Genomic DNA, 24938 nt, shown 5'->3' on the forward strand with positions numbered 1-24938 from the left:
TCGTACTCGTGTCCCACAGCGCCGAGCTCGCCGCAGGCCTTCGCCTGCTGGTGGAGCAGATCGGCTCCGACACAGTCCCCCTCGCCACCGCCGGAGGAACCGACGACGGCCGGATCGGCACCAGCTACGACCTCGTCCTCGCCGCGATCGGGCACGCCGACCGCGGAGCCGGCGTCGTCGTCCTTCCCGACCTCGGCAGCTCCGTGCTGACCGCCCGCACCGTCCTGGAAGACCATCCCCGCACCGACGTCACCATCATCGACGCGCCCTTCGTCGAAGGAGCCGTCGCGGCCGTCGTCACCGCCGCATCCGGCGCCGACCTGAACATCGTCGCCAAAGCCGCCAAGGAGGCCCGCAATGTCCTCAAGCTCTGAGTCCAGCGCCACGACCACGACCACGGTGAACCACGACGTCACGGTGAACCACGAAATCGCCGTCATCCTGCCCGCCAACCTGCACGCCCGCCCGGCAGGCCAACTCGCCCGCGCGGCAGCCGGATACACCAGCGCGATACAGCTGGAATACGCGGGCCGGACCGTCAACCCCACCGGCGTCCTCTCCGTGATGGGCCTGGGCGCAACCGCCGGCGCCACCGTGACTGTCCGCGCCGAAGGCCCCGACGCAGACCAGGCCGTCGCCGCGCTGGCGGGCATCCTCGCCACAGCCGAATAACCCGGCCCCGTCCTCTCCGCCTGGCGCGCCGAGCGCCGCGGCCGCGGGCCGGACATCGGCCGTCCGCCCGAGCACGACCTGCGCATCCTCCTGGATGCGATCTTGTATGTGGACCGGACTCGCTGGCATGGTCAACTGGTGCGCCCCGGCGCCCCTGCGGCGCTGGCACGCTCGCCACGGCTTCACCGATTGACATCCAGGAGAGGACGCACGCGTGCCCGACGAGTACGCATCCCACCGCCACACCGTGGGCGGCATCAGCCTCACCGACGTGGGCGAGGGGCCGGTGACGCTGTTCGTGCACGGCGTCTTCACCAACGGGCGGCTGTGGCGCAACGCCGTCCGCCTGCTCTCCGGCCACCGCCGCTGCATCTGTGTCGACCTCCCCGGCCACGGGCACACACCGCCGATGGGGGAGCCGTCGGTGTGGGGGCTCGCGGACGCAGTGGACACGGTGATCCGGGAGCTGGACCTGCGCGAGGTCCACCTGGTCGGCAACGACACCGGCGGTGCGGTCGCGCAGGTGGTGCTCGCGCGAAACGTCGACCGGTTCGCGTCCTTCACACTGACTAACTGCGACACCGAGGGCAACTTCCCACCGCCGATGTTCAAACCGGCCGTGTGGGCGGCCAAGGTCCGGCTGCTGCGGGCAGCGGGTCCGGTCGCACGGGTCCCGTTCCTTGCCAAGCAGCTCTACCGCACCGGTTACCAGAAGCCCATGTCCCTCCCGGACGACGTGGTCACCGACTACGTCCGGCCGATCTTCGGCAACCGTGCGGGGACCCTGTTCATGGAGCGGCTGCTGACGTCCATGGCGCCGGACCAGCTCTCCGATATCCGAGAACAGCTCAGCGCGTGCGAGGTCCCTACGCTGCTCGTGTGGGGCACCGGTGACTTCTTCTTCAAGCTCGAGTGGGCGCGTTGGCTGCGGCGCCTGATCCCGGGGGCTACCGACATCGTCGAGGTGCCCGGCGGTCGTCTGTTCTATGTGGACGAACGAGCCGAGGAACTCGTCGCAGCGCTGGAGAACCACTGGAAGTGAAGGCCTTGGAACGTGGGACGACCACGGCTTGGCGTCAGCCGCGGGAATGTCAGGTGAGTGCGCCGACGCGGGTGGCGAAGGATGCGCCGTGGGCCTCGATCAGCCACCTGCTCGGGATGCCGGACAGGCCATCGAGCACGCCCGCCCGTCACCCCGTCGGGTAGGGACGGCAGCGGCGAGCCGTTGCCGACGACTACCACCCGCGCCGCAAGTGTGTCCTGCTTGGCGACCGAATCGAGCAAGTCCCGCAGTTCAACAGGCCGGTTGCCCATGGTCAGGATGGCAACGCCAACGCCGGGTGACGCACGGATGAACTCTCCGTTCCTCGGGGCGGGTGACCGCCGATGCTAGTCGCCCCGAGGACCGGCCACCGACCCCGAAGGGACCCTTTATGCGCACCATCCGACTCGGCGACTACATCACCGCACCCGTCAGCGGGCCGTTGGCCGATACGCCCTACGCGGAGTTGGAGGAGGCTGTGCCAGCACCGTCACCACGCTGGTGTTCAGACAGGTCAGTGATCATGCGAACCACCCCCGTTACGGGCTGACTTCGTCCCGTTGAAACGGCGAGCGCGCGCCGGGTCAGTCGGCCGAGCGGTGCCCGGGGTGGAGCACGGTCTCGATGCCGTGGCGGCGTTCGGCGACGACGCGCTCGCAGTTGGCGGCCTCCGCGGCCGGGCCGAAGGCCTGCTGGGCCTGGGCAGCCGCGCGGCGGGCCACCGCCGCCGCGGTGTCGGCGGCCACGAGGTCGGCGTTGATCGCTACCGCGGCCTGTACTCCGGAGGCGGCGGCCACCGCGACGCCGGCCATGAGGTCGGTGACGTTGCCCGCCACCCACACCCCCGCGACTCCGGTGAACCCGCTCGCGTCCGCCTCCACGTAACTGCCCACGCCCAGGGGGTGTTCGACGGTCGTCAGGCCGAGACCCGAGAGCACCTCACCGCGCGCTTCGAAGCGCGGTCCGACGGCCAGCGCTCGCACCGGGACACGCGCACCCGACGCCAGCCGTACGCCCGAGAGGTGGTCGTCGTCGATGTCGAGACCGACCACTTCTCCGGCGACCAGGGCGATGCCGCGTGCGGCCAGTTGCTCCCGCTGTTCCTCGGTCAGGACGCCCGCGGTGTGCAGGAACACGGTCACGTCCGGCGACCACTGCCGGAACAGCAGCGCCTGGTGCACCGCCCCCGGGCCGGTCGCCAGCACACCGATCGGCGCGTCGCGCACCTCCCAGCCGTGGCAGTACGGGCAGTGCAGTACGTCACGGCCCCACCGGTCACGTACACCCGGAACCTCGGGGAGTTCGTCGACCAGCCCCGTGGTCACCAGCAGGCGCCGCGCGCCGTAGCTCCGGCCGCTGGCGGTGTCCACGACGAAGCGTTCGCCGGTGCGGCGGGCGCTGGTGACGAAGTCCGGCACGATCCGCCCGCCGTAACCGGCGACCTCCTCCCTGCCGGACCGCAACAGCTCGCCCGGCGCGAGGCCGTCCCGGGACAGGAACCCGTGAACCCCGGAAGCGGGAGCGTTGCGCGGCTCCCCGGAGTCGACCACCAGCACCGAACGCCGGGCCCGGGCCAGAGTCAGCGCGGCCGACAGCCCGGCCGCGCCGCCTCCGACCACCACGACATCCAGATCAGCGACGTCCCGCTTGTCATCCATCTCAGTCATGCCGACACGCTGCGCGCCCGCAGGCTGGGATGGCAATCTTCGTTGCCGTTTCAGCAACGAAGGCTGAGCGAAGGCTGAGCGTCGAAGCGCTGTTCCCGGTCTCACGGCACGTCAGGCCCCGAGCCCGTCCGCTTGTGTCGCCGCGCCCCGAGAGCCCGAGTTCAGCTCACGCGGTCGACGTGGTCGCGGTCTCCGGCGGGATGTCCGTCCCGGACCCCCGCACCGTGATGGGCGGTGGCGTGCTGCTCGCGGATCGGGGCTCGCAGAGTGGCGGTACCTCGTAACGAACGCTGCGCGGGGATGGGAACCATCATGTCGCGGCGGTCGGGAGCCCGGGGCGGTGACGGGGGAGAATAGGTGACCCAGCCGAGCGAGGCGGCGGCCACGCCGGCGGCGAAGCGGCTGCGGACATCGAGAAGGTCCATGATTCTGGCGATCCGGCGGCGCACCGTCCGGACGCTGACGTTGAGGTGACGGGCGATCGGCTCGTCGTTGGCGCACGCCACTAACAGGACGAGAAGTTGACGGTCATCCTCAGACAGCAGGTATTGCGCGTTCTCCCGCTCAGGCACAGTTCCCCCGTTGAGCAGTTGTTTGGCTGTTTCTGAATTCCGTTGAATTTGGAACTAAGAACGTGCGTCGGTCACACGATCGACGGTACCCCAGCGAGGAGAGGCGGCGCCCGCGGAAGCGTCGACGCCGGTGAGTTCAGCCGAGCGCGGCCACCCGTCCGGTCTGCCCGGAGTGAGTGGCGTACCCGCGGCCCACGCCCTCGAACACCGCGTCCCGTGCTGAGGCGTTCGCATGGGCCAGATGTTACGAGCGGGGGTGCGCTCTGCGTCAAGTACTACTGCGACCCGGACTCGACTGACCGGAGTTTTTGCCCACATGACCACACGTCACCAGCTGGCCCAAGGAGGGCTGTTGGCGCCCCCGTTCACCTTTGGTCGGGCCTGGATCGCGGGCTTGGCAAGCAGGCGCGCGCAGTGTGCTGTCAGCTTTATGACAAAGCCTTGCTCGGCGAGAAGCGCCCATGCTTGCCTGGTGCTGGCCGATTTTGGCCCACCGATTGCACGCGCAGGTCGCCGCGACTCCAGGACCGGCCCATGACCGAAATCCTGTGAGGGCTCCTGCGCTGCCGTCCGACTATGCACGGGGGATTAAATGGGAAGTTGGGCCCTGTTCACACGCGTCTCGCTCTCATCGGCTTCCGGTAACTGACCGGCTTCGAAGCCTGATCACGGCTCACCAGCGGAATGGTGAAGCCGGCAGTGAGTGGGGTCGACTCACGTGCGCCGGAAAACACCCGCACGAAACGACGCCGAAAGTGACCAGTCAACGGCAAGTTGGAGAACGTGTGAACATCTACATCTCCGGACGCGGCGCCTTCGCGGTGCAGGTGGCGGAGGCTCTCCAAGAAGACGGGCATCGCATCCTGGGCGCGGCATCTCCCGGACTGCGTAAAGGGCACACGGACGACAGCCAGCCCATGTCATGGGACCGCCTCCGGTCGTGGTCATTCCCACGCAGCATTCCCTGGACGGAAGCGGCGGAGCTGCGGGCGAATCACATACCCGACAAGGTCGACATCATTGTCGCGGCCCATTCCCACGCCTTTATCGGCCGCCGGACGCGAGCGCGCGCCGGCGTGGCCGCCATCGGCTATCACCCCAGCCTCCTGCCGCTGCACCGCGGCCGGGACGCAATCCGCTGGACTATCCGGGACGGCGACAAGGTGACCGGCGGAACCGTCTATCACCTGACCGAACGCACGGACGGCGGCCCTATCGCCGCCCAGGAACACATTCTGGTTCCGCCGGGTTCCACGCCCGAAAGCCTCTGGCGCGAACACCTCGCTCCGCTTGGCGTGCACCTGCTGCTGCGCGTGGTGAACGATCTGGCGAACGACCGCCGGATCGAGGTGGAGCAGGACGAGGAGCTGGCCACCTGGGAGCCGGCGATGGACACGGCGCCGCTGTTCAAGCCCGAGCTCATCGCGCTCTCCGGAACGGTGTCCAGCAACGGCAGCAAGTGGGCCCTGATCGACCGGTGACACCCGCCGGGGCCCCCGGCTGAAGGTGATCAGCGTACTTCCCAGTGCCTCCTAGTGCCTCCCAGTACTTCCCAGCACGGAACCGCGAATGTGCGCTGCCCTTTTCATCGGTCACGGCACCGGTCGCTCGATCAATCAGCAACGATCTTGACAGAAGGTCTCCGCATGTCTCTGAGCAACAAACTCGCCACCGTGGAATCCCTCGACCAACAGGTCCTGGCAGATCTCTTCGACCTCAAGTACATCGCCGTCCGGGTACCGGGCTTCTACGACCCGATGTATTCCAAGTCCCTGTCGGGACTGCTGTACCAGGAGATCGACGACTCCGCCGGCGGCGGCATCTACGAGAGCAACATCGACTCCTTCTGGAACGTCATGAAGGACGAGGAACGCCGGGAGCGCTACTTCAATGTGGCACTGCCGCTGCAACAGCGCCTGCGCCGCCTCAGTGCGCCCTATCCCTCCCCGGTCGATCTGCTGCGGCTGGCCCTGGACGAAGCCTGGCCCGGTGGTGCGGGCCTGATGACGATGTCGGGCCGCAAAATGCCTTTCGGCATCACCCGGTTGTGGCGGACCGGAAGTGAAGCCCTGCCGCACCAGGATGTGCTGCACCGCGAAACCGGGGAGGAAGACGACACCGTACGCCTGGTGAGCCAGCTCGGCGTCAACATTTACCTGGACACCGCGGATGAAGGCGGTGAGCTGGAAACCTGGGACCACGTCATCACGGACGAGGCCTATGAGGACCTGCGTGACGAGTACGAGGGCAGCTACGGCTATCCGCGCAGCATGCTGCCCGAGGAGTCACTGCTGATTTCGCCGGAGGTCGGCGATCTGGTCATGGTCAACACCATGTGCGCCCACGCGGTGCGCAAGATCACGCGTGGCCGCCGCATGACCGTTTCCGGATTCGTGGGTAATTCGGGAACCGATCAGCCGCTGCGCTGCTGGAGTTGAGGAAATGTCAACGGCAACCAACCTTCCGGCTCAATCCACTCCGTCCGCCGCGCTCCCGCCCGAACTGGCGGACCGGCTGAAGGGGACGGAGCTGCCGGACCCACTGGGATTCGGGCGGCTGATGGCGCCGGTCATGGCCATCGCCTACTACCGCGACGGCGCTTGGGAAACCCCGCGCCTGACCGGCCTGGACCCGCTGGACCTGGCCCCGCACACCCAGGCACTGCACTACGGGCAGGCCATCTTCGAGGGCATGAAGGCCTACCGGAACCTGGGCCCGTCCTTCCCCGGCAGCAACACGCTGCTGTTCCGGCCGTACGAGCACGCCAGGCGGTTCAACCGCTCCGCGCTGCGCCTCGGCATGCCGGAGATCGACGAGAGCCTGTTCGTCGGCGCGCTCGAACAGCTGGTGGGAACCCTGGACACGCTGGTGCCCGACCGGCACGGGCAGTCGCTCTACCTGCGCCCCACCATGTTCGGGGCCACGGCAGACCTGTCGGTCGTACCGTCCACCGAATTCTGCTTCCTGATTCTGGCCACGCCGTCGGACGCGTTCTTCACCGCGCCCATCTCGGCATGGATCGAACGCCACTACAGCCGGGCCGGAGCGGGCGGTACCGGCTGCGTGAAGGCGGCCGGCAACTACGCGGCGAGCTTCGCGGCCGCCGCACCGCTGCGCGAGCACGGATTCCAGCAACTGCTGTGGCTGGACGCGGTGAACCACACCCACCTCGAAGAGTTCACCGCGATGAACGTCTTCGTGCGCTGGGGCGACAAGCTGGTGACCCCGCCGCTCTCGGACACCATCCTGGCCGGGATCACCCGCGACAGCCTGCTCCAGCTCGCCAAGCCCTTCGGCCTCGCGATGGAGGAGCGGCAGATCGAGATCGAGGCGCTACTCGACGCCATCCGCTCCGGCGAGGACATCGAGCTGTTCGGCTGCGGCACCGGCGCGGTGGTCGCGCCGGTCGAGCTCCTCGGCGACGAGTCCGGTCTGCGCCTGAAGCTGCCGTCGCAGTCGACGGCGGCGGATCTGCGCCGGCGCCTGCTCGACATCCAGCACGGCATCGACCCGGCACCCGACGACTGGCAATGGCCCGTCATCACCAGCCCCAACGGCTCCGACTCCTAAGGCGCGGCGCACATGAGTCAGGAAACGAACGACGTGTTGTACCTGGTGGTCACCAACGACGAGGAGCAGTACTCGATCTGGCCGGCGTACCGGGAGCTCCCGGCGGGCTGGCAGGCCCGTACCCCGGCCACCGGCAAGCAGGCCTGCCTCGACCACATCCGGGAACACTGGACGGACATGCGGCCGCGCAGCCTGCGCGAGCAGGCCGTCTCCGCCGAGGCGGACGGTCACCGGCCGTGATCCTGTTCTGCATTCCGTACGCGGGCGGCGGCACCGAGGTGTTCGCGGGCTGGAAGGAAGCCCTCGCCCCGACTGCCGACGTCCGCGTCGCGGAGCTGCCGGGCCGGGGTGCGCGCTTCGGCCAGCGGCTGATCGAGGACATGCCGACGCTGGTCGCCGAACTGGCCGAGCAGTGCGAGGACCTGTCGGAAGACCCCTTCGCCGTGCTCGGCTACAGCTTCGGTTCCACCGCGGCCTATGCGCTGACCCTGCGCCTGCAGCAGCGCGGGCGGACTCCGCGCCGGCTGTTCGTCGGCGGATCCCGGGCCCCGTTCCTGCCGCGGCTGGAGCCCATCCGCCATCTGATGGCGGATGCGGAGCTGGTCGCGGAACTGGGTGCGCTGAACGGCACCGCCCCCGAGGTGCTCGCCAGCCCGGATCTGATGTCGATGTATCTGCCGATCCTGCGCGCCGACTTCAAGGTGGTGGAGACCTACCAGCCGATCAGGGAACGCGTGCACTGCCCGCTGACCTTGTTCGGCGCGAGCCGCGACCAGTTCGTGTCCACCGAGGATCTGTCCGCCTGGGCCCAGCTGGGCGGCACGGACGACACCGAGGTGCGCATCTACGACGGCGGCCACTTCGTCATCCACTCCGAACGCGCCCGTATCTGCCGTGCGGTGCGCGCCGACCTGATGCTCGACGCACTGAACGCGGCGTCCTGACCGAAGCCGACTCGCCAGCCACTCGAGGACGTAGCGCGATGAATCCTGAACAGAACCAGCCCGCTCCCAGCGACGCCTTTCCCGCCTCGTCGGCACAGCAGCGACTGTGGTTCCTGCAGCACCGGCATCCGGACAGCCGCGCCTACACAGAAACCGAGGCGATCTGGCTGCGCGGCCCGGTCGACGCCGACGCGCTGGAGCGGGCGCTCGCCGCGCTGATCGAGCGGCACGACCAGCTGCGCGCTGTCTTCGACTACCGCGACGACGGGCTGGTGCAGCGCATCCCGCCGGCCGGCGCCCAGCCGTTCCGGCTGGCCCGGCAGACCGTGGCCCGCGCCGACCTCCCCCGCTGGTTCGCCGAGGAGACAGCCCGCGGCTTCGACCTGGCGCAGGGTCCCGTCCACCGCATCACCCTGCTGGAACTGGGCGAGAACGAACGAGTGCTGGCGTTCTGCGCCCACCACATCGTGACCGACGGCTGGTCCGCCGGGCTGTTCTTCGCCGACCTCGGCACCGCGTACCGCGCGGAGTGCGACGGGACCGCCCTGCACTGGGAGACCGTGCCCGCGGACTACCGCGAGGCGGTGGCCGAGGAGCGGAAGCGGCTCGATGCGCCCGGCTTCGCCGCCAAGCTCGACTCGGCGGCCGCCCCGCTGGACGGCGCGTCCTTCGCCCTCGACCTGCCGACCGACGGTGCGTCCGCAACGGAACCAGCGCCGGCCGGCACCCTCCGCGTACCCCTCCCGGCTTCCCTCGTCACCCGGCTGGAGAGCCGCGCGGTCGAACACGGCGCCACGCCCTTCATGCTCTACGCCGCGGCGTACGCGGTGCTGCTCTCCCGCTACACCGGCCAGGACGACCTGGTCATCGGACTGCCAGCGGCCGGCCGCGAACTCCCGTCGGCGAGAAGTACGTACGGCCTGTTCGTCAACACGCTGCCGCTGCGCATCCGGACGGCGCGCGAGGACAGCTGGGCCGACCTGATCGCCCGCGTCCGGGACGCCGCGCTGGAGGCCTACACCTACGCCGACGTGCCGCTGGACCAGCTGGCCGCGCGGCTGGGCGGAATGCCGTTGCAGGCCATGCTGGTCGTCCAGCCGGACGAGGAGCCACTGCCGGAACTCCCGGGCGTGGAAGCGGCGCGGTGGTTCGTGGAGCACCACCACACCAAGTTCGACCTGCTGTTGCAGATCGACAAGGCGTACGCCCTGCGGCCCGGCGCGGACGAGCCGGAGCACGGCTGCTTCGCCGCGCTGGAATTCCGGGCCGAGAGCCTCCGGGAGTCGCGGGCCTCGCGCATGCTGGCCCACTGGCAGCAGATTCTCACGGCCATGGCCGAGGCGCCCACCGGGCGGGTGGCCGACCTCGACCTGCACACTCCGGCCGAACGCGAACTGCGCCAGCAGCACCGCCGGTTCGGGGCGGCCCCGCCCTCGCTCGACCCCCTGACCGCCTTCCAGGAGCTGGCCGTCGCGCAACCGGACGCACCGGCCGTCTGGTCGGGCGAGCAGGCGACCGGCTACGGCGCGCTGGCGGCACGGACCGGAGCGATCCAGACCGCGCTGCAGCAGGCCGGTGTCCGGCCCGGCGACTTCGTCGGGGTCTGCCTGCGCCGCACACCGGACCTGGTGGCCGCCCTGCAGGCGATCCTGCGCTGCGGCGCCGCGTACGTACCCCTGGACGCGACGTACCCGCGCGACCGGCTGCTGTTCATCGCCCAGGACGCGCGCTGCAAGCTCGTCCTCACCGAGCCGGACACCCAGGACGTCCTTCCCGCGGACGCGGGCCCCACGCTGGACGTACGGACCGTGCCCGCCACCGCAGAACTGCCGCCCGCCGTGCCCTCGGCGCCCGAGCGGATCGCGTACCTGATCTACACCTCCGGCTCCACCGGTCGGCCGAAGGGCGTGGCGATCCCGCACCGCGCGTTCCACGCGTTCCTCGGCTGGGCCCGCGGCTCCTTCGCCCCCGAGGACCTGGCGGTCGTGCTGGCCGGCACCTCGGTCTGCTTCGACCTGTCGGTGTTCGAACTGTTCCTGCCGCTGTCGGTCGGCGGCTCGCTGCGGCTGGTGGACAACGCCCTGCAGCTGACCGAACAGCCCGGCACGCCGCCCACCCTGATCAACACCGTGCCCTCGGCGATGACCGAGCTGCTGCGGGCCGGTGCCCTGCCGGCGGCCACCCGCGTGGTCAACCTCGCGGGCGAGGCACTCACCCGCGCCCTGGTCGACTCCGTGCACGCGCAGTCGGAGACGGTCCGCGTGCACAACCTGTACGGCCCCTCCGAGGACACCACCTACTCCACCTGGTGCGAGGTGCCCCGCGGTCGGCCTGAGGAGCCGTCCATCGGCGGGCCGATCGAGGGCAGCAACGCGTACGTGCTGGACGACCGGCTGATGCCGGTACCGGTCGGCGTCGACGGCGAGCTGTTCCTCGGCGGGCTGGGCGTGGCGCAGGGCTATCTGGACCGGCCGGACCTGACGGCGGAACGCTTCCTGCCCGACCCGTTCACGGACCGGCCCGGCGCGCGCATGTACCGCACCGGCGACCGCGTACGGCTGACCGAGACCGGCGAGCTGCGCTACCTGGGCCGGTACGACCACCAGATCAAGCTGCGCGGCTTCCGTATCGAGACCGGAGAGATCGAGAGCCGCGCGCGGGCCGTCCCCGGAGTCACGCACGCGGTGGTGACCCTGCGGACGGTCGCCGACACCCCCCATCTGGTCTGCTACTGGACCGGCGGTGCCGAGGCCGAGGCGCTGCGCACCGCACTGGCGGCCGAGCTGCCCGACTACATGGTGCCGCGGTACTGGATGCCGCTGCCCGAATTCCCGCTGAACGCCAACGGGAAGACCGACCGCGCCGCGCTGCCGGAGCCGGCCCGCGACACCGGCGGCGAGACGGCACTGACCACGGGGACCGAGCGCGGACTGGCCGGCCTGATGGCCCAGCTCACCAAGAGCGGCCCGCTCGGCGCCGACGCCGACTTCTTCGCCCTGGGCGGGCACTCGCTGCTGGCGATGCAGCTGATGCTGGCCGTACGGGACCGGCTCGGCGCGGAGATCACGCTGTCCGACATCTTCAACAACCGCTCGGTGCGGGCGCTTGCGGCGCGGATCGACCAGGTGCTGGCACACCAGACGGCACTGCCGCCGCTGCGCCGCCGCAGGAGTACGGGACCGGCACCGCTCGCCTTCGCCCAGGAACGCATGTGGCTGGTCGAGCAACTGCGTCCGGGCAGCGCGATGCTGAACATCGGCGTGGCGGTCCGTACCGAGGGCGAGCTCTCCCGGGACGCGCTGCGCCGCGCGCTGCAGGCGCTGACCGACCGGCACGACGCGCTGCGGCTGCGTATCGACCGCGGGCCCGACGGCCGGCTCGTCCAGCAGGCCGCGGCGAACCAGCCGGTGCTTCTGCACGAACTCACCTCCACCGACGAGGCCACCACCACGCGAGTCCTGCGCGACGCCGCCGCCGCCCCCTTCGACCTGGCCACCGAGCCGCCCGCGCGCTGGCTGCTGGTCGAGGAACCGTCCACCGCGGACGGAAAGCCGTGCTCGGTACTGGGGTTGGTGATCCACCACGTCGTGGCCGACGCCTGGTCGCTGCGGTTGCTGTTCAACGAGCTGTTCGCCGACTACGCGGCCGCGCTCGACCGCTCCCCGGTCTCCACTGCACCGAGCCTGTCGGTGCTCGACTACGGCGAGTGGCAGCGCGACCATCTGGACCACTCGGCGACCATCCGGCGCGACCTCGCCTACTGGCAGGACCGCCTGGCCGCACTGCCGGGCCGGCTGCAACTGGGCTTCGACCACCCCCCGGCAGAGGCCGTGTCGTTCCGCGGCGCGCGGCTCATGCGGCGGCTGCCCGACGAGGCGGTGGACGCGCTGCTCGCCGTCGGCCGCACGGCGGGAGCCACCGCGTTCAGCACCATGCTGACGCTCTATCAGGGCCTGATGGCACGACTGTCGGGACAGGACGACATCGTGGTGGGCACGCCCATCGCGGGCCGCGACCAGTCAGGCACGGAAGGGCTGGTCGGCTGCCTGCTCAACACGCTGGCGCTGCGCGCCGACCTGAGCGGGGAGCCGTCGTTCGGCGAGCTGCTCGTGCAGACCCGGCAGCGCTGCCTGGAGGCGTTCGACCACCAGCAGACGCCGTTCGAACTCGTGGTGTCCGCACTGGAGGCGGAGCGCACCGTCGAGCACACCCCGGTGTTCCAGACCATGTTCGTGCTCGACGACGCGGAGGACTCCCAGGTCCACCCGCGCGGGCTCACCTGCACCCCGCTCGACGTACCGCCCGTCGCCACCCAGTACGACCTGACGCTCATGGTCGGCCGCGACGAGCACGGCTGGCACGCCACCTGGGACTACCGCACCGACCTGTTCGAGCAGGACACCGTCGCGCGCTACGCCGGCTGCTTCGACGCGCTGCTCGCGCAGGCCGCCGGCCATCCCGAACGGCCGCTGGGGCACCTGCCGCTGTGCGATGCCGCGCGGGAACAGGCTCTGCTGGCGCAGGCACGCCCCGAGGCGACGCCCGTACCGGCCACCCTGCCCGACCTGTTCGCCGCGCAGGTCGCCGCCCACCCGGACGCGCCCGCGCTGCGCGACGACGAGGGGGCCCTGAGCTACCGGGAGCTGGACTCCGCGGCCGGCCGGCTGGCCCGGCGCCTGCTCGCGCACGGCGTACGCCCGGACGACCGGGTGGCCATCGTCCTGCCGCGGTCCCGGGCTTCGGTGATCGCGATGCTGGCGGTCGCCAAGGCCGGTGGCGCCTTCCTCTGCCTCGACCCCGGGCTGCCCGCTGAGCGCATGATCTGGATCGCCCGGGACGCCGGGGTGCGGTTGCAGCTGACCGACGCACGCCTCGCCGGCCGGCTCGACCCCGCCGTCGTACCGGCCCTGCGGGTCGACGAGTCCGTGGACACAGCGGCGGACGCCGAGGGTGCGCTGCCGCCCGCGGGTCTCACGCCCGAGCACCTGGCCTACGTGATCTACACCTCCGGTTCGACCGGCAGGCCGAAGGGAGTGCTGCTGGCGCACCGGGGCCTGGCGCAGCTCCAGGCCCTGCACCGCGACCGCTTCGCGGTCGGCCCGGGTGCGCAGGTGCTGCAGTACGCGCCGTACTCGTTCGACGCCTCGGTGTGGGAGTGCGTGATGGGCCTGCTGTCCGGGGCCTGTCTGCACCTGACCCACCCCGACGCGCTGCTGCCCGGCGCCCCGCTGGCCGGCACGCTGAAGGAACGCGGCATCACGCACCTGACCATGCCGCCGTCCAACCTCGCGATGCTGGACGCGCTGCCCGGCAGCCTGCGGCACCTGGTCCTGGCCGGTGAGGCCCTGCCGGCCGAGCTGGTGCACCGCGTGGGACGTCAGGTCCACCTGTGGAACGCGTACGGCCCGAGCGAGGCCACCGTCTGCTCCAGCATCCAGGACTGCGAAGGCCTGCCCGCCGGACAGGCGCCCAGCATCGGCACGGCCTTCCCCGGGGCGCAGGCCTACGTCCTGGACGCCGGGATGAACGTGCTGCCGCCGGGCGTCCCCGGCGAGCTGTACCTGGGCGGACAGGGCCTGGCCCGCGGCTACCTGGACCGTCCCGAGCTGACCGCCTCGACGTTCGTACCGCACCCGTACGCCACGACACCGGGCGAACGGCTGTACCGCACCGGCGATCTGGCCCGGCTGACCGCCGCAGGGGAGATCGAGTTCCTCGGCCGCATCGACGACCAGATCAAGCTGCGCGGTATCCGCATCGAACTGGGCGAGATCGAGCGGGTGCTGGCCGGACTCGACCCGCGGATCGCCGACGCCGCCGTCGTGGTGTCCGGCAGCGGCGGGGACCAGCACCTGATCGGCTTCGTCGCAGGGCCCGCGGGCATCGACCCGGCGGCGCTGCGCGACGCGCTCGCCGCCCGGCTGCCGGGCTACATGGTGCCCGCCTGGCTGGAGCGCCTCGACAGCTTTCCGCTCAACGGCAACGGAAAGCTCGACCGCAAGGCGTTCGCCCGGCGGGCGGCGGACCGCCGGCCACCGGACCGGGTGACCGAGCCGCCGCGCGGACCGCTGGAGCAGGAGGTCGCCGCGATCTGGCGGGAGTTGCTGCCCCACGCCGACGTCGGGCGCAAGGACAGCTTCTTCGCCATCGGCGGCACCTCGCTGACCCTGACCCGGCTGTACGAGCGGCTCGACGCCCGCTACTCCGGCGCGCTCAAGCTGGTCGACCTGTTCCGCCTGAACACCGTGGCCGCCATCGCCACCGCCCTGGAGGACACCGGAGCCGTCACGCAGGCACCCGCCACCGACCTCAGCTTCCGACTGTAGAGGCCGCCCCATGCACAGTTCCCCAGCCCAACCCATCGCCATCGTCGGCATCGCGGCCGCGCTGCCGGGCAGCGGCGACGACCTGGCCGGCTTCGCCGAGCTGCTCGACACCGGTCGCGACCTGGTCGGCCCGGTGCCGGACGCACGCAGGCGCGACGCCGGGCTCGACGCCGAGGTCCCGCTGTCGGAATGCGCGCTGCTGGACCGCATCGACACCTTCGACCACGCCTTCTTCGGCCTGTCCCTGCGCGAGGCGCGGCAGATGGACCCGCAGCAGCGCCTGCTGCTCCAGCTGAGCTGCCAGGCGATCTGGGACTCCGGTTACGCGCTCGAGCAGCTGAAGGGCAGCCGTACCGCGGTGGTCTTCGGCGCCGCGAGCGAAAGCTATTCGGCGCTGCTCGATCCGGCCGCCGCACCCCTGGTCACCGGACTGCTGCCGGCCGCGCAGGCCGGCCGCGTCGCGCACACGCTGGACCTGCGCGGACCGGCGCTGACCGTCGACACCGCGTGCTCGTCCTCGCTGGCCGCCGTCCTCGAGGCCTGCCGCAGGCTCGCCGCGGGGGACGCCGACTGGGCCGTGGCCGGTGGCGTACGGCTGATGTCCAGTCCGCCGACCGCCGTGGTGCCCGGCAACGAGTCCATCGTGTCCCCGGGCGGGCGGGCCCGCAGCTTCGACGCCGCGGCCGACGGCACGGGGCTCGGCGAGGGCGGCGCCGTGTTCCTGCTCAAGCCCCTGGCCAGGGCGCAGGAGGACGACGACCCGATCCACGCGGTGATCCTGGGCGGGGCGAGCAACCACGACGGCGGCCGCAGCAACGGCTTCGCCGCGCCCAGCGCCCAGGCGCAGGAGGAGCTGCTGCTCGAGGCCTGGCGCACCGCGGGCGTGCACCCGAACTCCCTGGGCCTGATCGAGGCGCACGGCACCGGAACCCGGCTGGGTGACCCCATCGAGTTCCAGGCGCTGTCGTCCGCCTTCGCCCGGCGGACCGACCGCACGCAGTTCTGCGTGCTGAGTTCGGTCAAGTCCAACCTCGGCCATCTCGACTCGGCGGCCGGCGCTGCAGGCCTGCTCAAGGCGGTGGTGGCGGTCAAGACCGGGCGGCGGTACGCCTCGGCCCACTTCACCGAGCCCAACCCGCTGCTGGAGACGGAGAAGTCCGCGCTGCGCCTGTCCTCGCGCACCGAGCCGTGGGACGCGCCCGCGCAGCGCCGCGCGGGGGTCAGCGCGTTCGGCCTCACCGGCACCAACGTGCACCTGGTCGTGGAGCAGGCACCGCAGGGCCGCCGGGACAGCGCTCCGGAGCCGGGCCGTACGGTGCTGGTGCCGGTGTCCGCACGCAGCGAGAGCGCGCTGCGCCGGCACGCGGGACGGCTGGCCGCGCACCTTCGGAGGCGTGCAGATCCTTCGGCGCTGGCCGACCTGGCCTGGGTGCAGGCGGCCGGGCGCGACCACGAGCGGTGGCGCGCCGCCGTACCGGCAGGGAACGCCCAAGAGGCGATCGAGGCGCTGGAGCAGCTGGCCGGGGGCGGTGAAGGGGTCACCCACGCACCGGACTCCACCGCACCGATCCTGCTGCTGCCGCACGAGGGCGAGCCCGGCGCGGAGGCGGTGCGGGCCTGGCTGGACGCCTTCCCGGCGCTGAAGACCTGGCAGGAGCGGCACCGTACGTCCCTCGCGGACGCCACACCGGCCGAGAAGGCAGGCGTCGAACTCCTCCTCGCCAAGCTCACGTTGGTCCAGGCGCTGCTCGAAGCGGGCCTCTCCGACCGCATCCTGATCGGCCACGGCAGCGGCAACCTGCTGGTGGACGTCCTGCGCGGGGAGTCGGACCTGCGCACGGCCGCGGGCGCGCGGGCCGGGCTCGGCACCGTGGCGCCACCGGACGCCGCGCGTACCGAGGCCGCCTTCGCCACCATCAGCGCGCAGGGCGACCCGGTGTTCGTCACGCCCTGGCCGGGACAGCTGTCGAAGCTGGCCGGTGAACTGGCGCCGCGCTACCGGGGCGTACTCATCGAACCCGGTACGACCGCGCAGGGGGACCCGCGTGAACAGCTGCTGGACCTTCTGGCCGCGCTGCACCGTGCCGGTGTGACGGTCGACTGGGCGCGCTGCGTCCGGTTCCTCGGCGGGTACGGCCGCCGCACCTGGGTGCCGACCGCGCTGTTCGAACCGACCCGCTGCTGGGTCGAGCAGCCGTACGCGGGAGGCCGGCCGCCGAGCACACCTGTGGAGTCGCCCGAAGCGGAGCCGGAGCAGGTCAACCGGCTGACGGAGGGCGGTGGCACCGAGGCCGAACGCAAGCTCGCGGCGATCTGGTGCGCCCTGCTCGACACCGAGACCGTCAGCCGGGAGGACGACTTCTTCGACCTCGGCGGCGACTCGCTGATGCAGACCCAGATGGACAACGCCGTCGAGCGGGACTTCGGTGTCACGCTGCAGTTCGAGGCGGTCTACGACTATCCGCGCCTGCACCAGCTGGCCGCGCACCTGGAATCGCTGGCGCCGGCGCGGGAGGCGGACGCGGGGCCGAAGCCCGACGTGGGGCCGGAGGCCGATCCGTCGCGCACCCGCGCCCCGGCCACCCACTCCCAGCGCCGCATGTGGCTGCTGCAGCAACTCGACCCGAAGGCCGGTGCCTACAACGTCGGCAACACCTTCGTCCTGGACGGGCCCGTCGACGCCGGGGCGCTGCGGCAGGCACTGGACGGGCTGGTGGCGCGGCACGGCATCCTGCGCACCCGGCTGGTGCTGGAGGACGGCGAGCTGACCCAGCGCGTCGAACCGGCCGGCACCTTCGACTTCACCGCGACAGCCGTGGACAGCGCACAGGAGGACGTCGCAGCGCACCTGCGGGAGCACGCGGCCGAGCCGTTCGACCTGGCCGAGGCCGGGGCCGCGCGCGCACTCCTGCTGACCGACCGCACCGACCCCGCTCGCGGCTGGTTCCAGCTCGTCCTGCACCACGCCATCTGTGACGAGTGGTCGATGAACCTGCTGCTGACCGAACTGACCCGGGACTACGAAGCGCTGAGCCGAGGCGAGGCGTCACCGGTCCCCGCGCCGGCCCTGCAGTTCACCGACTGGGCCGCCTGGGAGCGCCGGCTCGACGAGAGCCCCGCTCATGCGGAGGACGCCCGCTACTGGCAGGAAAGGCTCGCCGGAGTGGCGACGGAACTGCCGCTGCCCACCGACTTCCCGCACGGGGCGCAGCAGGACTACCGCGGCGCCTGGCTCACGCTGAGCATGCCGGCCGAGCTGGTGACGCGGGTGCGCGAGGCCGCCCGTGGCGCGGGCGGCACGCTCTTCACCTGGCTGCTGACCGGCTACGCCGCCTGGCTGGCACGGGTGAGCCAGGCCGAGGACTTCCTGATCGGCGTGCCGGTGGCCGGCCGCCACCACGCCGAGGCCGAGCAACTGCCGGGGTGCTTCATCAACACCCTGCCGGTGCACATCGACGCGAGCGGCGACCCCGGTTTCAGCACCCTGTTCGAGCGGGTGCGGGCGGCGCTGTCCGGTGCCTTCGCCCACCAGCGCTACCCGTTCGACCTGATGGTGGAACAGCTCGGCGCCGCGGGAGACGCCTCCCGGCCCCCGCTGGTGCAGACCCTGCTGTCCCTGCAGGGCGGCGGTCCGGGGCAGAACGCCGAACGCCGGCTGGCCGGGACACCCCTGCGGCCGTTCCAGACCGAGGGCTCGGTGTCCTGGTTCGACCTGTCGGCCGTCCTCTGGGAAACCGGCGACGGCGGCCTTTCCGGGATCTTCGCCTACCGCACCGCGCTGTTCGAGGAAGCCACGATCCGCAGCTTCTGTCAGGACTGGACGGCCCTGGTCGAGGCCGGTCTCACCAACCCCCACGAATCCATCCACACCCTCCTCCATGACGACGACGCATGGTGAGCCGGGACCGCAAGGAGACAGCCATGCAATCCAGCACGATCGGGCACTATCTGAGCCAGGGCATCGATACGCTGCGCCGCGATGACCCGGAGATGTTCGAGCTGCTCGAGCGCGAACACCAGCGGCAGACCGAGTCGTTGTCGCTCGTCGCGTCCAGTGGCGGCACCGACTCCTCGGTGATGGCGGTGGCCGGATCGAGCATCGTCAACGTCACGGCCGAGGGCTATCCGGGCAAGCGCTACCACGCCGGCTGCCACTACGTCGACCAGGCCGAGCAGCTGGCGATCGACCGGGCCAAGCGGGTCTTCGGGGCCCGCTACGTCAACGTGCAGCCGCACTGCGCCAGTTTCGCCAACCACACGGTGATGCAGTCCCTGCTCCAGCCCGGCGAAACCATCCTGGGCATGGCGCTGGACCAGGGCGGCCATCTGACCCACGGCTCCCCGGTCAACCTGAGCGGCAAGCTGTTCAAGGTGCACAGCTACGGGCTCGACGACCAGGGCCTGATCGACTACCGCCAGCTGAGCGAGCTCGCGCACGCGCACCGCCCGCGGCTGATCGTCTGCGGCACCACCTCCTACACCCGGGTGATCGACTTCGAGCGCATCCGCGCCATCGCCGATGAGGTGGACGCGTACGTGCTGGCCGACGTCACCCATATCGCGGGACTGATCGCCGCCGGTCTGCACCCGAGCTCGATCGACCACGCGCACACCACCACCACCTGCACCTTCAAGCAGCTCTACGGTCCGCGCGGCGGGCTGATCATGATGGGCCGCGACGCCGACGCGCTGAGCGACGACGGCACCCGCACGCTGTCGCAGCGCATTCAGAGCGCGGTGTTCCCGATGATGCAGGGATCCCCCGAGGTCCACACCATCGCCGCCAAGGCGCGTGCCCTCGGCCGGCTGCTGGAACCGGGCTTCCGCGAGCTGGCCCAGCGCATCCGCACCAATGCCGACGCGCTCGCCGACGGGCTGATACAGCGCGGCTACGAGGTGATAGGCGGCGGCACCGACAACCACATCGTGCTGTTCCGGGTGCCGTCCGGGCTCAACGGCGTCGTCGCGGAACGGGCGCTGGAGGCCTGCGACATCCTCGTCAACAAGAACAAGATCCCCGGCGACACCCGCGGGGCCACGACCGCCAGCGGCGTGCGCCTGGGCAGCAACACCGTCGCGCTGCGCCGGATGGGCCCGGCCGAAATGGCGCGGTGCGCCGAACTGATCGACACAGTGCTCACCAACACCCGTGCCCTGCCCGACGGCGGCTTCGAACTGCCCGACGGCGTACGCGAGAAGGTGACGACCGCCGTACGGGAACTCTGCCGCGGCTTCCCGCTGCCGTACGCCACGGCACCGCAGACCGAGGACCGCTGAAGGAGCTGGGCATGGCGAAGAACGTCGAAGCGGCCTATCCGCTTTCCCCCTTGCAGCAGGGCCTGCTGTTCCACACGCTGAGCCGGCCCGGCGAGCCGACCTACTTCGAGCAGATCCGGTGCCGTATCAAGGGTCCGCTCGACCGGGCTGCCTTCGAGCAGGCCTGGAACTGGGTCGTGGCACGCCACCCCGTACTGCGCACCGCCTTTGCCTGGAAGCAGCTGAAGGAACCGGTCCAGGTCGTCGGCCGGTCGGTCCACGTACCGCTGGACTGGGCGGACTGGCGCGGCCGGCCGGACCCCGAGAGCGACTGGCGGCAGCTCCTCCTCGACGACCAGCAGCGCGGCTTCGACATGGCGCGGGCGCCGCTGATGCGGCTGATCGCGCGCCAGGTCGACGACGAGACCCACCAATTCGTCTGGAGCCACCACCACATCCTGCTCGACGGGTGGAGTTTCGGCCTGGTGCTGCACGAGGCGCTGGAGTGCTACGCCTCGCTGGTGCGCGACGGCAGGCCGCTCACGCTCGAACCGGCGCGCCCCTTCGGCGACTTCATCCGCTACCTGGGCGAGCGCGACAAAGAAGCCGACGAGCGGTTCTGGCAGGACTATCTGCGCGGCTTCTCCGCACCGACCCGGCTCACGGTGGACCGCGGTCAGGGCGTCCACGAGGGCGGCAGCGGCAACGAGGTCACCCTGTCGGTCACGCTCGACCGGGAGACCAGCGCGACCGTACAGGAACAGTGCTCGCGCCTGGGCGTCTCGCTCAGCGCGCTGGCGCACGCCGCCTGGGCCCGGCTGCTCGGTGCGTACAGCGGTGAGGAGGAGGTGCTGTTCGGCTCCACCACCGCCGGCCGCCCGCCGGAGCTGACCGGCGTGGAGCAGATGGTCGGCCTGTTCATCAACGCGGTGCCGCTGCGGGTGCGCATCGACCCGCGGCGCCGGGTGTCGGACTGGCTGACCGAGATCCAGCGCGACCTGTTCCGCCTGCAGTCGCACCAGTTCACCGGACTGGCCCGAGTGCAGGAGCTGTCCGGGATCGAGCGCGGCAAGCCGCTGTTCGAGACCCTGCTGAGCTTCCAGAACTACCCGCTCGACGACGGCCACACCGAGAGCTGGGGCGGCATCCGGCTGACCGACTACGACTGGAGCGGCCCGACCAACTACCCCGTCGCGGTACGGGCCTTCCCCGGCGACCAGGTGATGCTGGTGCTCACCTACTACCAGCACCGGCTGGACGACGAGATCGCCCGCGCGATGCTTGACCAGCTCCGGCTGCTGCTGGAGCGCCTCGGCAGCGAACCCGACCGGTTCCTGTGGGAGATCGAGACGGTCGCCGGTCCGCACGCCGAACGGATTCTGCAGGAGTGGAACGCGACCGCCCAGCCGTTCGACCTCGACCGCACGCTGCACGGGCTCGCCGAGCGGCAGGCCGCGATCCGGCCCGACCAGCCTGCGGTGATCGCAGGGGACGGCCGCCTCACGTACGCCGAACTGGACGCGCGCGCCAACCAGCTGGCCCGGCAGCTCGTCGAGCTGGGGGTGCGGCCGGGCGACCGGGTCGGCCTGTGCACCGAGAAGTCCACCGCCACCGTGGTCGGCATGCTCGGCGTGATGAAGGCCGGGGCCGCGTACGTACCGCTGGACCCGTCCTATCCGGCGGGCCGCATCGGCTACATGGTCGAGGACTCGCAGCTGCGCGCCCTGCTGACCTGGGGGCGCGGCGCCGAGGTGGCGAGCGGAGTGGCGAGCGAGCTCGCACTGCCGCTGCTCGCGCTGGACACCGACTGGCCCGCCATCGCCGCGCAGTCCACCACACCGCTCGACCTGACCGTGTCCCCGGACGCGTTCGCGTACGTCATCTACACCTCCGGCTCCTCAGGGCAGCCGAAGGGAGTGATGCTCGACCACCGCGGGCGGATCAACAACGTCGAGGACTACTGCAGGCGCTTCGGCATGGGGCCTGAGGACCGCACGCTGTGCGTGTCCTCCCTCAGCTTCGACATCTCGGTGTGCGACCTGTTCTGCAGCCTCAACGCGGGCGGCTGCCTGGTGTTCCCCGACGCCGGCCGGGACAAGGACCCCGAGCACTGGCTGGAGCTGATCGGCCGGGAGTCCATCACCCTGTGGCACTCGGCCCCCGCGCTGATGGACGCGCTGCTCGACGTCACCGCGGAACTCCCTTACCAGCGGGACACCTTGCGGCTGGCGGTGCTGGACGGCGACTGGATTCCGCTGACCCAGCCCGACCGGGTCCGCGCCGCCTTCCCCTCGGTGCAGTTCGTCAGCGCGGGCGGGGCCACCGAGCTGTCGGTGGACTCGGTGACGTATCCGGTCGGCGCGGTCGACCCGGCCTGGCGCAGCATCCCGTACGGCACGCCGATGGCGAACCAGACGGCGTACATCCTGGACAGCCGGATGGAGCCGGCACCGGTCGGCGTGCCCGGCGAGCTCCACCTCGGCGGCGTCGGCATGGCCGCCGGGTACCTGCGCAGGCCGGAGCTGACGGCCGAGAAGTTCGTGCCGCACCCGTGGCCCACGCGGCCGGGCGAACGGCTCTACCGCACCGGTGACCTGGCCCGGTTCGGTCCGGACGGCACGATCGAACTGCTGGGCCGGATCGACTTCCAGGTGAAGATCCGCGGTATCCGTATCGAGCTGGGCGAGATCGAGGCGGTGCTGCGCGAGCACCCGCGGGTGGACACCTGCCTGGTGGCCGCGCCGACCGACCCGTCGGGCGACCGCAGGCTGGCCGCCTACGTGGTGGCCGACGGGCAGGGCGCGGACGACGCGCTGCAGGCGGAGCTGCGCACCTGGCTGCGCGGGCGGGTGCCCGAGCACCTCGTCCCCGAGGCGTTCGTCCGGCTGGAACGGCTGCCGCTCAGCTCGAACGGCAAGGTGAACCGCCGCGAACTTCCCGCCCCGCAGTTCGCGGCCACGACGAAGGACCGCGCCGCGCCGGCCACCGAGCTGGAGACCGCGCTGGCCGGGCACTGGGCCGGAGTGCTGGGCATCGACGCCGCCGAACTCGACGTGGAGACCAGCTTCTTCGAGATGGGCGGCAACTCGCTCAAGGCGCTGCGCGCCTGCCGCGTGCCCGGCCACGCCGTTCCCATCACCGCGCTCTACCAGTACCGCAGCGTGCGGGCCCTGGCCGAGCACCTCGGCCAGGGGCAGCGCGACCGGGAGGCGCTGGTCCGGCTCAGCACGACCGATCCGGCGCCCGCGGTCATCTGTGTGCCGTACGGCGGCGGGCACGCGGGCGTGTACCAGCCGCTGGCCGACGTCCTGGAGGACCGGCTCGCGGTGTACGCCGTGCGGCTGCCCGGCCATGAGCACGACGGGACCGAGGAGGAGCCGCAGCCGATCGAGGCGGTCGCGGAGGCGGTGGTCGGCTCGGCGCGCGAGCTGAAGGACCGTCCGCTGCTGGTGTACGGGCACTGCGGTGGCGTCGCGCTGGCCACCGAGATCGCCCGCCGGCTGGAGGGGGAGGGCCTGGACCTGCGCGGTCTCGTCGTGGCCGCCTCCTACCCGCCGGGAGGCGTCGCGGAGCTCGACGAGGACCCGTTCGCCGCGCAGAGCGATGTGGAACTGGCCGAGAGCTTCGCCCGGCTGGGCGGCTTCAGCGACCTGAGCGAGGGCGAGGCGCGCGTCATCGGCCGGCTGCTGCGGCACGACGGCGGCGAGGCGCGGCGCTACTTCCGGCAGGCGCTCGCCCGGCCGGACGACCGGCTGCGCACCCCGCTGACCTGCCTGATCGGCGACAGCGACCCGCTCACCGAGGACTACGCGGACGGCTGGCGGAACTGGGGCCTGCTCGCCCCGCGGCACGAACTCGTGGTGCTCACCGGCGACCACTACTTCGTCCGTGAACATCCGCGGGACGTGGCCGACCGCCTGCTCGCCGCGCTCGACCCCACCAACCCCATCGCCCCGACCGACCCAACTGACCCGACCGACCCGACCGATCCGACCGATCCGACTGTCCCGTCGCAGCCCGAGGTGACCGCATGAGCACGACCTCCAGCCCCCGCCTCGCGGTGATCAACCTGATGCCGCAGGCCGAGATCTACCTCGACTACATGGCCGGTGTGCTGCCGCCCGGCACGGACGTGCGGTGGATCCGCGTCCGCAACCACCCGTACCGCAGCAGCAACCAGGAGATCCTGGAGGCCACTCACCGCTTCTACGACGAGACCGACCTCGACGACTGCGACGCGCTCCTGCTCACCGGCGCGGCGATGGACCTCAACCCGGACTTCACCGCGGCCACCTACTGGGACGAGGTCGTGGAGACCCTGCGCGACGCCGACGGCCGGGTCGGCTCGCTGGCCGGTGTCTGCTGGGGCGCGCAGGTGGTGGGGAAGGTGTTCTACGGCATCGAGAAGCTCCACTTCCCGGCCAAGGTGTCCGGGGTCTTCGAGATGACGAACCTGGCCCCCGAGCACCCGCTCATGCGCGGTCTCGACGACCGCTACTGGCTGCCGCAGAGCCGGTACGCCCAGCTGGAGCCGGAGCCCTTCGCCGAGGCGGTGAAAGAGGGCCGGCTGATTCCGCTCGACTGGTGCCGGGAGAGCGGCCACACCACCGTCGTGTCCGCGGACGGCGCGCACCTGATGCTGCAAGGACATCAGGACTACCCGACCGAACGGCTGGCGCAGGAGTACCACAGCGCCCTGAAGCGGGGCGATTCACCGCCCGTGCCGGTCAACTACGACCCCGACCGCCCGGTGAACCGCTGGCGCGCCAACAACCGGGCGTTCTTCGCCGCGTGGCTGCAGCTCGCCGCCGAGCGCAAGCGCGCGGGCCGCGGCCACGCCGCGTCAGCCACCGCCGCACCGTCGCAGGTCTGATCCGAGGAGTGTGCAC

The 24938-nt window shown here is 71.3% G+C and carries 15 protein-coding genes and 2 pseudogenes; 14 read left to right on the plus strand and 3 right to left on the minus strand.

The genetic code is table 11. The features are described 5' to 3' along the window. The 4 genes and pseudogenes from dhaM to ACTWQC_RS05890 all read left to right on the plus strand — a co-directional run. On the plus strand, positions 1 to 374 hold a 374-nt coding region (gene dhaM, locus ACTWQC_RS05875), incomplete at its 5' end, for a dihydroxyacetone kinase phosphoryl donor subunit DhaM (protein WP_443314458.1). Continuing rightward, entirely contained in the window at positions 358 to 672 is a 315-nt protein-coding gene (locus ACTWQC_RS05880; protein WP_443314459.1) for an HPr family phosphocarrier protein, read from the plus strand. The genes dhaM and ACTWQC_RS05880, both read left to right, overlap by 17 nt. Positions 673 to 678: 6 nt before the next feature. Further along, positions 679 to 792, plus strand: a pseudogene (locus ACTWQC_RS05885) (IS5 family transposase); the annotation flags it as partial. Between the two features lie 94 nt (positions 793 to 886). Continuing rightward, positions 887 to 1714 (plus strand): alpha/beta fold hydrolase, encoded by an 828-nt coding sequence (locus ACTWQC_RS05890; protein ID WP_443314460.1) that lies wholly within the window; start codon positions 887 to 889, stop codon positions 1712 to 1714. 86 nt (positions 1715 to 1800) lie between these two features. Here the strand turns inward: ACTWQC_RS05890 and ACTWQC_RS05895 are convergent. From ACTWQC_RS05895 to ACTWQC_RS05905, 3 genes and pseudogenes are all read right to left on the minus strand, one after another. Then, positions 1801 to 1986: pseudogene (locus ACTWQC_RS05895) on the minus strand (glycosyltransferase family 2 protein); the annotation flags it as partial. 312 nt (positions 1987 to 2298) lie between these two features. Then, positions 2299 to 3372 carry an NAD(P)/FAD-dependent oxidoreductase gene (locus ACTWQC_RS05900; protein WP_443314653.1) on the minus strand — a complete coding sequence of 358 codons (1074 nt, stop codon included), beginning with the start codon at positions 3370 to 3372 and terminating at the stop codon, positions 2299 to 2301. Positions 3373 to 3542: 170 nt separating this feature from the next. Further along, complete coding sequence (locus ACTWQC_RS05905; RefSeq protein WP_443314461.1) at positions 3543 to 3887, minus strand: hypothetical protein; 345 nt, start codon at positions 3885 to 3887, stop codon at positions 3543 to 3545. Positions 3888 to 4738: 851 nt separating this feature from the next. Between ACTWQC_RS05905 and ACTWQC_RS05910 the strand changes: the two genes are divergently transcribed. From ACTWQC_RS05910 to ACTWQC_RS05955, 10 genes are all read left to right on the plus strand, one after another. After that, the gene (locus ACTWQC_RS05910; protein WP_443314462.1) at positions 4739 to 5434 is read left to right on the plus strand and encodes a formyltransferase family protein; all 696 of its coding nucleotides are present in this window, start codon (positions 4739 to 4741) and stop codon (positions 5432 to 5434) included. Between the two features lie 192 nt (positions 5435 to 5626). After that, the gene (locus ACTWQC_RS05915) at positions 5627 to 6391 is read left to right on the plus strand and encodes a 2OG-Fe(II) oxygenase (protein WP_443314463.1); all 765 of its coding nucleotides are present in this window, start codon (positions 5627 to 5629) and stop codon (positions 6389 to 6391) included. A 4-nt stretch (positions 6392 to 6395) separates the two neighbouring features. Continuing rightward, positions 6396 to 7523, plus strand: coding sequence for a branched-chain amino acid aminotransferase (locus ACTWQC_RS05920; RefSeq protein ID WP_443314464.1), 1128 nt, complete (start codon positions 6396 to 6398; stop codon positions 7521 to 7523). Positions 7524 to 7535: 12 nt separating this feature from the next. After that, complete coding sequence (locus ACTWQC_RS05925) at positions 7536 to 7763, plus strand: MbtH family protein (protein WP_443314465.1); 228 nt, start codon at positions 7536 to 7538, stop codon at positions 7761 to 7763. Further along, complete coding sequence (locus tag ACTWQC_RS05930; protein WP_443314466.1) at positions 7760 to 8467, plus strand: thioesterase II family protein; 708 nt, start codon at positions 7760 to 7762, stop codon at positions 8465 to 8467. The genes ACTWQC_RS05925 and ACTWQC_RS05930 overlap by 4 nt, the downstream gene beginning before the upstream one ends. A gap of 38 nt (positions 8468 to 8505) precedes the next feature. Beyond that, a complete protein-coding gene (locus tag ACTWQC_RS05935) occupies positions 8506 to 14793 on the plus strand; it encodes an amino acid adenylation domain-containing protein (RefSeq protein ID WP_443314467.1) in 6288 nt (2095 codons plus the stop codon). A gap of 10 nt (positions 14794 to 14803) precedes the next feature. Then, positions 14804 to 18691 (plus strand): condensation domain-containing protein, encoded by a 3888-nt coding sequence (locus ACTWQC_RS05940; RefSeq protein ID WP_443314468.1) that lies wholly within the window; start codon positions 14804 to 14806, stop codon positions 18689 to 18691. Positions 18692 to 18714: 23 nt separating this feature from the next. Continuing rightward, positions 18715 to 20070, plus strand: a complete 1356-nt coding sequence (gene glyA / locus ACTWQC_RS05945; protein ID WP_443314469.1) for a serine hydroxymethyltransferase — start codon at positions 18715 to 18717, stop codon at positions 20068 to 20070. Positions 20071 to 20081: 11 nt separating this feature from the next. Then, entirely contained in the window at positions 20082 to 24083 is a 4002-nt protein-coding gene (locus ACTWQC_RS05950; RefSeq protein ID WP_443314470.1) for a non-ribosomal peptide synthetase, read from the plus strand. Beyond that, a complete protein-coding gene (locus tag ACTWQC_RS05955; RefSeq protein WP_443314471.1) occupies positions 24080 to 24922 on the plus strand; it encodes a homoserine O-acetyltransferase/O-succinyltransferase family protein in 843 nt (280 codons plus the stop codon). The genes ACTWQC_RS05950 and ACTWQC_RS05955 overlap by 4 nt, the downstream gene beginning before the upstream one ends. The last annotated feature ends 16 nt before the right edge of the window (positions 24923 to 24938 follow it).

Origin of the sequence: Streptomyces sp. 8N616 (assembly GCF_052246385.1) — a bacterium.
Classification (GTDB): Bacteria; Actinomycetota; Actinomycetes; order Streptomycetales; family Streptomycetaceae; genus Streptomyces.

Bases quoted from the DNA above. Each gene is read 5' to 3' on its own strand.
- ACTWQC_RS05880 (WP_443314459.1), top strand. From the start codon at position 358: ATGTCCTCAAGCTCTGAGTCCAGCGCCACGACCACGACCACGGTGAAC.
- ACTWQC_RS05900 (WP_443314653.1), bottom strand. From the start codon at position 3,372: ATGGATGACAAGCGGGACGTCGCTGATCTGGATGTCGTGGTGGTCGGA.
- ACTWQC_RS05920 (WP_443314464.1), top strand. From the start codon at position 6,396: ATGTCAACGGCAACCAACCTTCCGGCTCAATCCACTCCGTCCGCCGCG.
- ACTWQC_RS05925 (WP_443314465.1), top strand. From the start codon at position 7,536: ATGAGTCAGGAAACGAACGACGTGTTGTACCTGGTGGTCACCAACGAC.
- ACTWQC_RS05935 (WP_443314467.1), top strand. From the start codon at position 8,506: ATGAATCCTGAACAGAACCAGCCCGCTCCCAGCGACGCCTTTCCCGCC.
- ACTWQC_RS05940 (WP_443314468.1), top strand. From the start codon at position 14,804: ATGCACAGTTCCCCAGCCCAACCCATCGCCATCGTCGGCATCGCGGCC.
- glyA (WP_443314469.1), top strand. From the start codon at position 18,715: ATGCAATCCAGCACGATCGGGCACTATCTGAGCCAGGGCATCGATACG.
- ACTWQC_RS05950 (WP_443314470.1), top strand. From the start codon at position 20,082: ATGGCGAAGAACGTCGAAGCGGCCTATCCGCTTTCCCCCTTGCAGCAG.
- ACTWQC_RS05955 (WP_443314471.1), top strand. From the start codon at position 24,080: ATGAGCACGACCTCCAGCCCCCGCCTCGCGGTGATCAACCTGATGCCG.